Here is a 12,058-nt window from a genome sequence, read left to right as displayed (position 1 = left end):
GTGGACACCCTTCCCGTGACCTCCACCATCGTGCTGCTGGGTGCCCCCGGCACCGGCACCCATGCGCTGGCCGAGGCCCTCGCGCCGCACCTGGGCGCAGCGCCCGCCCCTCTGACGCTCACCCACTCCCTGCTGGCACAGGCCGTTGCCGCCGGCGATGCCGTACACGTGGCTGCCGCACTGCAGGCGCACCAGGGCGCGCAAATCACCCTGCTGATGGGACTGGACCTGCCCTGCCCGGCGGCGGAGCAAGAGCCCCGGCAGGCCCTGGATGCCCAGTTGCGCGCCACGCTCGGCGCCCAGGCCATCGCCTACCGCGTGGTGTACGGCCAGGGGCCGGCACGCCTGGCCAGTGTGCTGCGTGCGCTGGGCCCGCTGCTGGGGAACCAGGCCATCGGGGAGCAGGCTTCTTCGGCGCACAGCGAAGCCCGCGCAGCCCGGCTGCGCGCCTATGGGTGCGAGAAATGCAGCGACCCGGTGTGCGAGCACCGGCTGTTCACTGCGCTGACGCGGCCTCCTGCGCAAGGCTGCGCTTGAGCTCCTTGAGCAGCAGCACCACCTGGCTGGAGCCGTGGCGGTAGCCGCCATTGAGCACCTGGACCACGCGCGGCCATTCGCCCTGCTGCGCCAGCTCGACGATGGTGGCGGCCTGTTCGTGGAAGTACTGGTGGCGCGCCACCAGCAGCGTGAAGGCCGGGCGGTCGCCCAGCAGCTCGGCGCCCACGCCGTGCAGCCAACGGCCCAGGGCGTCCTGGTCGGTACGGCGCACCATGGCCGGGTCCAGCCCCTTGGCCGAGCGGCCTTCGAGGTAGTCCATCAGCCGCTCTTTCCAGCGCTCATGGGCGTTGATGGCGGCATCGAGGTCGAGCACGGCGAGCACCGTGTCGGCACGCCGGGAGTCCTGCGCGAGCGAACTCTCGTACAGCGCCAGCGGCGGCACTGCCCTGTTGCGGGCCGAGAAGCCCATGACGCGACTGATAAACCCCATGACACACCTTTGGTACAGGCCTTCATGGTAGACCTGCCACGGCCCGCGCGGCGGCCACGATTGTCAACGATGGTCAGATGAGCAACCACACCCCGCGTGGCGGCGCCCCGGCTACTGCATGCCCGTGGGTCCCTGGGGCTGGATGATGGCCGGCTCCACGAAGATCTGCGCCGCGTCCACCGCGTCGAAGCGGTACTGCTGGCCGCAGAATTCGCAGCCCACCTCGATCTCGCCGCGCTCGGCCAGGATGCTCTCGGACTCGGCCGCGCCCAGGTTGCGCAGCATGTTGCCCACGCGCTCGCGGCTGCAGGTGCAGGCAAAGCGCGGGCCCGTATCGCCCTGCTGGGGGGTAAAGCGCAACAGCTTTTCCTCCCAGAACAGGCGGCGCAGGATGGTGTCCACATCCAGGCTCAGCAATTCTTCGCGCGTCAGGCTGGCAGCCAGGTGGGCAATGCGGTTGTAGTCCTCGTTGTGGCCAATCTGGTCTTCGTTCTCGCGGTGCGAGAGGCCCTCGGCCAGGTTGCCCTCGCCCTTGATGGGCATGCGCTGGATCAGCAGGCCGGCCGCCACCTGCTCGTTGGCGCCCAGCACCAGCACGGTGTCGAGCTGCTCGGACTGCAGCATGTAGTGCTGCAGCACGTCCGACAGGCGTTCGAGCTTTTCGTGGTGGTCGCCATGCAGCGGCACCACGCCCTGGTAGGGCTGCTGGCCGGGGTGGCGGTTCTTGGGATCGAGCGTGATGGCGCAGCGCCCACTGCCGCCCACGTTGACCATCTGGCTCAGGCGCGCGTCGGCCGGCACTTCGCTGGTGACCGTGGCAGTGGCGCGCAAGGAGAGGTCGGACTGCACCTCGGCCACGGCCAGCTTCACCGGGCCATCGCCGAACACCTGCAGGATCAGCGCGCCATTGAACTTGATGTTCGACTGCATCAGCACGCCGGCCGCCGCCATCTCGCCGAGCAGCTCGGTGACGGGGGCGGCATAGGCGCCGGTGGCCGTGTTGCCGGCACGCCGGCGCAGGATGTCGGTCCAGGCGTCGGTCAGGCGCACCAGCATGCCGCGCACGGGCAGGCCATCGAAAAGGAATTTGTGAAGTTCAGACACGCGAAAGGGTTCCAGTCAAATACGGGGATCAGCCGAGAAAAGTGCTCAGGCGATCCGGTGCAGACCGCTGTGAAAGCGGCGCGCATTGTCGATGTAGTGCTGCGCGCTCTGGCGCAGGCCTTCGATCTGCTCGGGAGACAGTTCGCGCACCGCCTTGGCGGGGCTGCCGATGATCATGGAGCCATCGGGAAACTCCTTGCCTTCGGTCACCAGCGCGCCGGCACCTACCAGGCAGTGCTTGCCGATCTTGGCGCCATTGAGCACGATGGCACCGATGCCGATCAGCGACTCGTCGCCGATGGTGCAGCCGTGCAGCATGACCTGGTGGCCCACGGTCACGCGCTCGCCCACCACCAGCGGCTTGCCGATGTCGGCGTGCAGCACGCTGGCGTCCTGGATGTTGGAGCCGGCGCCGATGGTGATGCTTTCCGTGTCGCCGCGCACCACGGTGCCGAACCAGACGCTCGCGTCCTCGCCCAGCACCACGTTGCCCATGACCTGGGCGCTGTCGGCCACCCAGGCCGAAGCGGCCACCTGGGGAATCGCACCATCGAGTTCGTAAATCGCCATACCGCAGTCTCCAGACAAGGGAAGTATTGTTCGCACCGGGGGCCTGCCAATGGTTACAAAGCGTTTGCAGCGTTGCGCAAAGGCAGGGCCTAGAATTGTAAGGATGGAGCTTCGCCAACGTGCACTGCAGGTCTTGTGCCTTGCAGACCCCGAACAAAAAGCGGCGCAGTCGCTTAGCCTGCATGCGCAGGCAGCTCATTTTTCGATAGCAGAAAAAGCCCCTGCCGGCCCCGCGGATGCCGGCGTGCTGCCCGGCCGCCCCGAGCGCCCCCTGCTGCTGCGCCACACCGAGGTGGCGCGCCGCTCGCCCGCCACGCCCGAAGGCCGGGCCGTCCTGCTGCACGCCATCGCCCACATCGAGTTCAACGCCATCAACCTGGCGCTCGATGCCATCTGGCGCTTCGACGGCATGCCCGGCGCCTACTACCTGGACTGGCTGCGCGTGGCTGCCGAGGAGGCCACCCACTTCGGCCTGCTGCGCGCGCACCTGCGCGCCCAGGGCCACGACTATGGCGACTTCCCGGCCCACCAGGGCCTGTGGACCATGTGCGAGAAGACCCAGCACGACATCGTGGCGCGCATGGCCCTGGTGCCGCGCACGCTGGAGGCGCGCGGGCTCGACGCCACGCCCCTGATCCAGCGCAAGCTGCGCCAGGTGGGCACGCCCGATGCGCTGGCGGCCGTGGACATCCTCGATACCATCCTGCGCGACGAGGTCGGCCACGTGGCCATCGGCAACCACTGGTACCGCTGGCTGTGCACGCGCGAAGGCCTGGAGCCCGAAGCCCACTACGGCGTGCTGGTGCGCCAGTACGAGGCGCCACGCCTGAAGCCCCCTTTCAACGACAGCGCGCGCCGTGCGGCGGGATTCACCGACGCCGAACTGGCATGGCTGCAGCAGGGCTGAACGTGTCCACGATCTTCCCTACAATGCTTCGCGCCCTTTCATCCCCCATGTCCAGCCAACGCATCCACGATCCATGCCCACCCATCCTGCCCATGGAAGAACCTACCCTGCCAGCACTGCGCCTGGCCAGTCGTCCGTGGCAATGATCGCGCGCCAGGCCATCGTCAATGGCCAGCAGGTCGTGGTCGGCTACGAGCTGTTCAACCGCTCGCGCACCGAAGCTGCGCACACGGCGGCCAGCGACGTGATACTGATCTTCAATGCCCTCTCGCATGCGGGCACCGAAGAACTCGTCGGCAAGAAACTGATCTTCGTGAACTGCACGCACGAAAGCCTCTCGGGCGGCCACCTGGAGCTGCTGGACCCCGACAAGGTGGTGCTGGAGATCCCCCCCCTGGGCCACGCGGCGAGCGAGGAGGTGGCGGCGCGCCTGCCGATTCTCACCGGCCTGCGCGACCGCGGTTTTCACCTGGCGTTCAACCACACGGTGCTGCAGTCGACCTATGCTCCCTGGCTGCCGCTGGCCGACTACATCAAGCTCGACCTGTCGGTACTGGCGGCCGACCAACTGGCAGTGCTGATCAGCTATGCCGGGCGCCACTCCCAGGCCGAACTCATTGCCGAGAAGGTGGAAACCGCCCAGCAGTACGACATGGTGTCCACCCAGGGCGTGCAGCTGTTCCAGGGGTACTGGTTCGCCCGCCCGGCACTGGTCGAGGCCAAGCTGCTCACGCCGTCGCAAAGCGCCATCATCCAGCTGATCAACCTGGTGCGCCAGCAGGCCAGCACCGACGAGATCGAGGAAGTGCTCAAGAAGGATGCTGGCCTGGCCTTCAACCTCATGCGCCTGATCAATTCGGCCGGTTTCGGCATGAACCGCGAGATCACCTCCTTCCGCCAGGCGGTGATGCTCATGGGCCTGAAAAAGCTGTTCCGCTGGGCCGCGCTGCTGCTCACCGCATCGCGCACCAGCGGCGCGCCCTCCTCCGTGGGCCAGACCGCCGTGGTGCGCGGGCGCCTGATGGAGCTGCTGGCCCTGGAGACCCTGCCCCCCGACGAGGCCGACCAGGCTTTCGTGGTGGGCATCTTCTCGCTGCTGGACGTGATGCTTTCCATCCCCATGCAATCGGCCATCGGTCTGCTCAATGTGCCTGAGGCATCCGCCGCCGCGCTGCTGCGCCGCGAGGGTTTCCTCGGGGACCTGCTGAACCTGGCCGAGGCCTGCGAATCCAGCGACGACGCCGTGTTCCATCGCGCTGCCGGCACCCTGCACCTGACCAGCCAGCAGATCAACCTGGCCCACCTGCAGGCCCTGGCCTGGGCCGACCAGTTGACCGAGGATTGACCTTGCGGCACGGGGGCGTGCTTTTTGCATACAGAAGGATTGCAGGAGCGGGTCTAGAATCCCCTCAGCAACCCCTTTCGCCCCATCTACCGCAAGCGCCCCATGTCGACCACACCTGAACACGCCGCACCCGAAGTCGACCCGACCCAGGAAAACGTCGAAGACAGCAACCTGGCCATCATTGCGCGCCAGCCCATCGTGGACCAGCACCGTGCCGTGTACGGCTACGAGTTGTTCGACCGTTCCACCGCCAGCGCCTCGCACACGGCCGCCAGCGATGCGGCGCTGCTGTTCAACGCCCTGTCCTATGCGGGCACCGAAGCCCTGGTGGGCAAGAAGACCGTCTTCATCAACTGCACGCACGACAGCCTGGCCGGCGGCCACCTGGAGCTGATCCACCCCGAAAAGGTGGTACTCGAAGTGCCGCCCCTGGCCGACAGCGCCACCCAGGAAGAGATCGACGGCCGCGTGCCCGTGCTCGAGTCGCTGCGCACGCGCGGCTTTCGCCTGGCGTTCAACCAGCATGCCCTGCGCCGTGCCTATGCCAACTGGATGCCGCTGGCGTCCTACATCAAGCTCGACATGCAGGCCTTCAAGCCCGAGCTGGCCGCGCCCCTGGTCAAGTTTGCCGGCAACTACGCCAAGGCCACGCTGGTGGCCGAAAAGGTGGAAACGCCCGAGCAGTTCAAGATGATGTCCGACCTGGGCGTGAAGCTGTTCCAGGGCTTCTGGTTCGCCAAGCCCTCGCTGGTCAAGGCCACGACCATCCGGCCCTCGCAGGCCACCATCATCCAGCTGATCAACCTGGTGCGCAAACAGGCCAGCACGGCCGAGATCGAAGACCTGCTCAAGAAGGACCCCACGCTGTCCTTCAACCTGCTGCGCTTCATCAACTCCTCGGGCTTCGGACTGTCGTGCGAGATCACCTCGTTCCGCCACGCGGTGATGATCCTGGGCCTGAAAAAGCTGTTCCGCTGGGCCGCCCTGCTCATGACCACCTCGCGTGCCGATGGTTCGCCACCGGCCGTGGGCCAGACCGCCGTGGTGCGTGGCCGCCTGATGGAGCTGCTGGCCACCGAACTGCTGCCCCCCGAGGATTGCGACAACGCTTTCGTGGTGGGCGTGTTCTCGCTGCTGGACACCATGCTCAACGTGCCCATCGAGAAGGCCCTCGAATCCGTGGCCCTGCCCCAGCCCGTGACCGATGCGCTACTGCACAACACGGGCGTGTTCGCGCCGTTCCTGGAACTCACCAAGGCCTGCGAGAGCGGCGACGAGGTGGTGTTCGCGCGCATGGCCGAGGCCCTGCACCTGTCCAACCGCCAGGTCAACTGGGCCCACCTGCAGGCCCTGACCTGGGCCGAAAGCCTCAACGCTGATTGAGCCTGCGCGGCGCATAAAAAGGGGAGCCTCGGCTCCCCTTTGTCATTTTCGCGTGGTCAAAACCCGTCACTGCCCCTTGATGCCCGCCGCGCGGATGATGCGCAGGTTGGCCTCGGATTCCATGGCGATGCGCTTGCCGAAGTCGGCCGCCGTGCCGCCCAGGGGCACGTTGTCGGAGGCGTCGAGCTTGGCGCGCACGTCGGGCAGGGCCAGCACCTTGTTGATCTCGACGTTCAGGCGCGCCACCACGGCGGCCGGCATGCCGGCCGGCGCGAACACACCGAACAGCGAGGACAGGTTGGCCGCGCCCTGGCCCAGCTCGGCCAGCGTGGGCACGTCGGGCAGGGTGTCGAGCCGATCCGGCGCCCCCACGGCCAGGGCCTTGAGCTTGCCGGCCTTGATGTGCTGCAGCACGGCCGGCCCGGCGTTGGTGGAGAGGATCTCGAACTGGCCGCTGAGCGCGTCGTTCATCTGCTGGCCGCCGCCCTTGTAGGGGATGTGCGTCATCTGCACGCTGGCGGTATGCATCACCTGCTCCAGCATGATGTGGCCCAGCGACGCCTGGCCCGAAGTGGCCCAGCGGATGGCGCCCGGCTTGGCCTTGGCCTGCGCCAGCAGATCACGGAAGTCGCGCGCGCTGCTGGCCGCCGTGCCCAGCAACAGCACGGGCGAGTACATCACGCTGGCCACGGGCACGATGTCCTTGGCGGGATCGAAGGGCGATGTGCCCAGGTGGGGGTTCAGCGCCAGGGGGCTGATGGCGGCAAAGCCCAGCGTGTGGCCGTCGGTGGCCTTGGCGACCGCATCCAGGCCGATGCTGCCGCTGGCGCCGGCCTTGTTCTCGATCACCACGGGCTGGCCAAGCACGGGCGAGAGCTTGTCGGCCAGCAGGCGCGCGACCACATCGCTGACCCCGCCGGCCGGGTAGGCCACGACGATGCGCACCGGGCGCGCGGGCCAGGCGGGTGCCTGGGCATGCAGCAGGCCGGGCGCCAGCAGGGCCGCAGCGCCGCTGGCCATGGCCGCGAGCGCAGTGCGCCGGCCCGTGTTGACGGCGTGGTGGTTGTCTTGGATTGCCATGTTGGTTCTTTCCTGGTGATGGGATGTGTTCAGCCGCGCGGGTGGTGCTGCGCGTGCAGCGCCTTGAGCCGCTCGCGCGCCACATGGGTGTAGATGGTGGTGGTGGAAATGTCGGCGTGCCCCAGCAGCAGTTGCACCACGCGCAGGTCGGCGCCGTGGTTGAGCAGGTGGGTGGCGAAGGCATGGCGCAGCGTGTGCGGCGACAGCGGCGTGGTGATGCCGGCCACAGCCGCCCACTTCTTCACGATGACCCAGAACATCACCCGCGTCATGCCGGCGCCGCGCTGGGTCACGAACAGGTCGTCGGTCTGCTGCCCGCCGAGGATGGCGCCGCGCGCCTCGGCCAGGTAGCGCTGCAGCCAGGCCCGTGCCTCCTCACCAAAGGGCACGAGCCGCTCCTTGCTGCCCTTGCCGGTGACGCGCAGCACGCCTTCATTGAGCCCCAGCTGGAAGGTCTTGAGCGTGACCAGCTCGGTCACGCGCAGGCCGCTGGCGTACATCAGCTCCAGCATGGTGCGGTCGCGCAGGCCCAGCGGGTTGCCCAGGTCGGGGGCGGTGAGCAATGCCTCCACCTGGGCCTGCGACAGGGTCTTGGGCACGCGCAGGGGCTGGCGCGCTGCCTGCAGGCGCACGGTGGGGTCGGCGCTGATGCGGCGCTCGCGCAGCGCCCAGTGGAAGTAGCGCCTGAGCACCGTGAGGCGCCGGTTGGCCGAGGTGGCGCGGGTCTCGCCATGGCGCGCCGCGAAGTAGCCTTGCAGGTGCTGCTCGGCGGTGCCGTCGAGCGCCATTTCAGGGTGGTGCTTGGCCAGCCACTGCGCGTACAGCGTGAGGTCGCGCCGGTAGGCCGCCAGGGTGTTGCGCGACAGGCCATCCTCCAGCCAGAGGGCATCCACAAAGGTATCGATCGCATTCAGGCTGGCGGTGAGCATGCCAAAACCATAGCACGTAAAAAAGCCGCCCGTGGGCGGCCTGGTGGACAGCGTGGCCCGCGCTGGCGTATTTATTCCAGCGCCAGCTTCTGCTTGGCCACCACGTCCTTGTAGACACCGAACTCGGCCTTGATCTGCTCGGCGAACTGCTCGGGCGTGTTGCCGATCACGATGGAGCCGGTTTCCTCGATGCGCTTCTTCACGGCCGGGTCTTCCAGGGCCTTGCGCACGGCGGCGTTGACCTTGTCGACCACGTCCTTGGGCAGGCCCTTGGGGCCGACGATGCCGTAGTAGGCCATGCGGTTCACGGGCTCCAGGCCCAGTTCCTTGAACGTCGGCACATTGGGCAGGCCGGCCACGCGCTGGGGTGCCGCGACCACGATGGGCACCAGCCGGTTTTCCTTGATGAAAGGCAGTGCCGAGGGCAGGTTGTCGAAGATCATCGGCACCTGGCCGGCCACCGTGTCGTTGAGCGCCGGGCCGGCGCCACGGTAGGGGATGTGCGTGACGAAGGTGCCCGACAGGCTCTTGTACAGCTCCATCTGCAGGTGGCCGATGCCGCCCGTTCCCGACGAGGAGTACGAGTACTTGCCCGGCGACTTCTTGAGCTCGGCCACATAGGCCTTGTAGTCCTTGGCCGGAAAGCTCGGGTGCACGGCGATGACGTTGGGCGTGGCCGCGATGTTGGTGATGGGCGTGAAGTCCGTGATCGGGTTGTACGGCGTCTTGGGGTTGATGGCCGGGTTGGCCGCGGTGGTGGACACCGTGGCCACGCCCAGGGTATAGCCGTCCGGCGCCGAACGCGCGGTTTCGGCCGCACCCACGATGCCGCCGCCACCGGCCTTGTTCTCGACGATCACGCTTTGGCCGAGGGCCTTGCCCAGCGGGTCGGCGATCACACGCGCGATGATGTCGGTGGTGCCACCGGGGGCAAAGGGCACCTGCAGTTTGATGACCTTGTTGGGATAGCCCTGGGCTGCGGCAGATCCTGCGGCAGCCACCAGCGTCAGCGCGAGCCATTGGCGACGTTGCATTGATTTCTCCTTCTGGGGTTTACTTGGCGGTAGGCAATGGTATGCGCAATGCGGGCCCTGGCTCCCTATGGATTCCACATAGGGGCTTACCCGCAGGTCACCAGAGCTTGGTTTATCCTCGAATGGTGAACTATGCCCAGCTCCTGCTCCCCGATTTCTCCTTGATCCTGTGCGGTTATCTGGTGTGCCGCTTCACCCCGCTGAACCGCTCGGTGTGGCAGCCGGTCGAAAGCCTGGTGTACTACCTGCTGTTTCCGGTGCTGCTGTTCCAGTCCATCGTCAAGAGCCCGGTGGACATCGGCGCCGCCTCGGGCCTGATCGCGGCCGGCATGCTCACCGGCGTGGCGGGCATCGCACTGGCATACAGCCTGCCGCGCTGGCCCTGGCTGGGCAAGCGCCTGGACCTGCGCGACCATGCGGCCAGCGCGCAGATCGCGTTCCGCTTCAACTCTTTCATCGGCCTGGCGATTGCCGAGCGGCTCGCGGGCGCCCAGGGCCTCTTGATGATTGCCGTGCTGATCGGCGTGTGCGTGCCGCTGTTCAACGTGGCCGCCGTGTGGCCCATGGCGCTGCAGGGCGAGCACGGCTTTTTGCGCGAGCTGGTGCGCAACCCGTTGATCGTGGCCACCGTCACCGGCCTGGTGGCCAACCTGCTGGGCTTTCGCATCCCGGGCTGGATCGAGCCCACCGTCACACGCATCAGCGCCGCCTCGCTGGCCCTGGGGCTGATGGCCGCGGGCGCGGGCATGCAGTTCGGCATGCTCACGCGCGGCAAGGCGCTGAGCGTGGCGGTACTGTCCATCCGCCACCTGGTGCTGCCCGTGATCGCGTTCGGCCTGGCGAAGCTGTTCGCACTCAACCCGGTGCAGACCACGGTGCTGCTGGCCTTCTCGGCCCTGCCCACGGCCAGCACCTGCTATGTGCTGGCCGCGCGCATGGGCTACAACGGGCCTTACGTGGCCGGGCTGGTGACGCTGTCCACCGTGCTCGGCGTGGTGAGCCTGCCTTTTGCCCTGGGAGTACTGCGGTGAATACCACCACGCTCGCTCGCCGGCACCTCCTGGCCATCGGCCTGCTGGCGGCCGCCATGGCTCCGCTGGCGGGCTGCGGGCGCAAGCCGCCGCGTGCCCAGGCCATCCCGTCCGGGGCCACCGTGCTCGCGCTGGGCGACTCGCTCACCTCGGGTGTGGGCGCGTCCGCCGACAGCGCCTACCCCGCCGTGCTGCAGCGCCTGACCGGGTGGAAGGTGGTCAACGGCGGCATCTCGGGCGACACCTCGGCACAGGCACTGCAGCGGCTGCCGGACCTGCTGCAACAGCACCAGCCCGCGCTGGTGATCGTGGGCATCGGCGGCAACGACTTCCTGCGCCGCCAGAGCGCCAGCGCCACGCGCGCCAATGTGCGCCAGATCTGCGAGCTGGCACGCGCCGCCGGCGCCCAGGTGCTGCTGGTCGCCGTGCCGGAATTCACGGTCATGGCCACGCTGGGCCAGTTGAGCGACCATGCCATGTACGCAGAGATCGCCAGCGAACTCAGGATTCCCCTGCACCGCAAGGGATGGTCCGGTGTGCTGGCCGACGCCACGCTGCGCTCCGACCAGATCCACGCGAATGCGGCAGGGTACGAGCGCTTCGCTCAGGGGCTGGTGGAGACGCTCAGGGCAACCGGGCTGCTGGCCGGCGCCTGAGCCAGGCCCCAGGCCACGTGCTCGCGCACCAGGGGGCTGGCATCGCCAGCGCGCGATTGCAGCGCCGCGCGAAGAGCCTCGTCGCCCGTCGCCCGCAGCGCATTGCCCAGGGCCACGGCCACGTTGCGCAGCCAGCGCTCATGGCCGATGCGGCGGATGGGGCCGCCCTCGGTCATGCGCAGGAAGGTGGCCTCGTCCCAGGCGAACAGATGCACCAGTTGCTGGCCCGACAGGCCGTTGCGCTCGTCGAAATCGGGCAGGCGGCTGACCTGAGCGAATTTATTCCAGGGGCAGGCCAGTTGGCAGTCGTCGCAGCCGTAGATGCGGTTGCCCATGGCCGCACGGAACTCCAGAGGGATGGCGCCGCCATGCTCGATGGTCAGGTAGGAGATGCAGCGGCGCGCATCGATGCGGTGCGGCGCAATGATGGCCTGTGTGGGGCAGATGGCGATGCAGGCGCTGCAGCTGCCGCAGTGCGCGCTGACGGGTGCGCTCTCGGGCAGCGGCATGTCCACGTAGATCTCGCCCAAAAAGAACATCGAGCCCGCCTCGCGGTTGAGCACCAGCGTGTGCTTGCCGCGCCAGCCCTGGCCGCTGCGCGCGGCCAGCTCGGCCTCCAGCACCGGGGCCGAGTCGGTGAACACCCGGTGGCCGAACGGGCCGACGGCCTCGGCGATGCGGTCGCTGAGCTTTTGCAGCCGCGCGCGCAGCACCTTGTGGTAGTCGCGGCCCCGGGCATAGACCGAGACGATGCCCTCGCCCGGGCGCGCCAGGCGCGACAGCTCCGCCTCCTGCCAGCCTTCCATGGCCTTGCCGCGCGGCAGATAATCCATGCGTGCGGTGATCACGCTCACGGTGCCGGGCACGAGCTCGGCAGGGCGCGCGCGGCGCGTGCCGTGGCTGGCCATGTAATGCATCTCGCCATGGAACCCCTGGGCCAGCCACTGCATCAACCCGTCTTCGGCGGCCGACAAATCCACCCCCGCCACGCCGATTTGGGAAAATCCCAGCTCGCGGGCCCACTCCTGCAT

The 12,058-nt window shown here is 68.0% G+C and carries 13 protein-coding genes; 6 read left to right on the top strand and 7 right to left on the bottom strand.

All coding sequences use genetic code 11. The features are described 5' to 3' along the window. The first annotated feature begins 15 nt into the window (after positions 1-15). Positions 16-537, top strand: a complete 522-nt coding sequence (locus tag AC07X5_RS24770) for a hypothetical protein (protein WP_494772278.1) — start codon at positions 16-18, stop codon at positions 535-537. Here the strand turns inward: AC07X5_RS24770 and AC07X5_RS24765 are convergent. The 3 genes from AC07X5_RS24765 to AC07X5_RS24755 all read right to left on the bottom strand — a co-directional run bounded on the left by AC07X5_RS24765 (position 497) and on the right by AC07X5_RS24755 (position 2,662). After that, positions 497-988: a CZB domain-containing protein gene (locus tag AC07X5_RS24765; protein WP_409960470.1), complete on the bottom strand. Its 492-nt coding sequence runs from the start codon at positions 986-988 to the stop codon at positions 497-499. The genes AC07X5_RS24770 and AC07X5_RS24765 overlap by 41 nt on opposite strands. 111 nt (positions 989-1,099) lie before the next feature. Further along, positions 1,100-2,092, bottom strand: a complete 993-nt coding sequence (gene hslO / locus AC07X5_RS24760) for an Hsp33 family molecular chaperone HslO (RefSeq protein WP_494772277.1) — start codon at positions 2,090-2,092, stop codon at positions 1,100-1,102. A gap of 45 nt (positions 2,093-2,137) precedes the next feature. Further along, the gene (locus AC07X5_RS24755) at positions 2,138-2,662 is read right to left on the bottom strand and encodes a gamma carbonic anhydrase family protein (RefSeq protein WP_494772276.1); all 525 of its coding nucleotides are present in this window, start codon (positions 2,660-2,662) and stop codon (positions 2,138-2,140) included. Positions 2,663-2,765: 103 nt separating this feature from the next. Here AC07X5_RS24755 and AC07X5_RS24750 point away from each other — a divergent pair, with 103 nt between their 5' ends. From AC07X5_RS24750 to AC07X5_RS24740, 3 genes are all read left to right on the top strand, one after another. Continuing rightward, positions 2,766-3,569 (top strand): ferritin-like domain-containing protein, encoded by an 804-nt coding sequence (locus AC07X5_RS24750; protein WP_409960467.1) that lies wholly within the window; start codon positions 2,766-2,768, stop codon positions 3,567-3,569. 73 nt (positions 3,570-3,642) lie between these two features. Next, the gene (locus tag AC07X5_RS24745) at positions 3,643-4,914 is read left to right on the top strand and encodes an EAL and HDOD domain-containing protein (protein WP_494772275.1); all 1,272 of its coding nucleotides are present in this window, start codon (positions 3,643-3,645) and stop codon (positions 4,912-4,914) included. Positions 4,915-5,016: 102 nt separating this feature from the next. Then, positions 5,017-6,297: an EAL and HDOD domain-containing protein gene (locus AC07X5_RS24740; protein WP_409960465.1), complete on the top strand. Its 1,281-nt coding sequence runs from the start codon at positions 5,017-5,019 to the stop codon at positions 6,295-6,297. Between the two features lie 66 nt (positions 6,298-6,363). Here the strand turns inward: AC07X5_RS24740 and AC07X5_RS24735 are convergent, their stop codons facing one another. The 3 genes from AC07X5_RS24735 to AC07X5_RS24725 all read right to left on the bottom strand — a co-directional run bounded on the left by AC07X5_RS24735 (position 6,364) and on the right by AC07X5_RS24725 (position 9,340). Beyond that, positions 6,364-7,317 carry a Bug family tripartite tricarboxylate transporter substrate binding protein gene (locus AC07X5_RS24735; protein ID WP_494772344.1) on the bottom strand — a complete coding sequence of 318 codons (954 nt, stop codon included), beginning with the start codon at positions 7,315-7,317 and terminating at the stop codon, positions 6,364-6,366. An 89-nt stretch (positions 7,318-7,406) separates the two neighbouring features. Further along, positions 7,407-8,306, bottom strand: a complete 900-nt coding sequence (gene xerD / locus AC07X5_RS24730; RefSeq protein ID WP_494772274.1) for a site-specific tyrosine recombinase XerD — start codon at positions 8,304-8,306, stop codon at positions 7,407-7,409. 71 nt (positions 8,307-8,377) lie between these two features. Beyond that, positions 8,378-9,340, bottom strand: a complete 963-nt coding sequence (locus AC07X5_RS24725; protein WP_494772273.1) for a tripartite tricarboxylate transporter substrate binding protein BugE — start codon at positions 9,338-9,340, stop codon at positions 8,378-8,380. A 122-nt stretch (positions 9,341-9,462) separates the two neighbouring features. Here AC07X5_RS24725 and AC07X5_RS24720 point away from each other — a divergent pair, with 122 nt between their 5' ends. Then, positions 9,463-10,371 (top strand): AEC family transporter, encoded by a 909-nt coding sequence (locus AC07X5_RS24720; protein ID WP_494772272.1) that lies wholly within the window; start codon positions 9,463-9,465, stop codon positions 10,369-10,371. 56 nt (positions 10,372-10,427) lie between these two features. Further along, complete coding sequence (locus AC07X5_RS24715) at positions 10,428-11,027, top strand: arylesterase (protein WP_409960495.1); 600 nt, start codon at positions 10,428-10,430, stop codon at positions 11,025-11,027. Here AC07X5_RS24715 and queG read toward each other — a convergent pair. Next, entirely contained in the window at positions 10,976-12,058 is a 1,083-nt protein-coding gene (gene queG / locus AC07X5_RS24710; RefSeq protein WP_494772271.1) for a tRNA epoxyqueuosine(34) reductase QueG, read from the bottom strand. The two genes, AC07X5_RS24715 and queG, sit on opposite strands and share 52 nt — an antisense overlap.

Source organism: Acidovorax sp. GW458-11-26-14-TSB4 (assembly GCF_059423865.1).
Note: the sequence above shows the minus strand (reverse complement) of the source record. Positions and strands in the feature narration are given on the sequence as shown.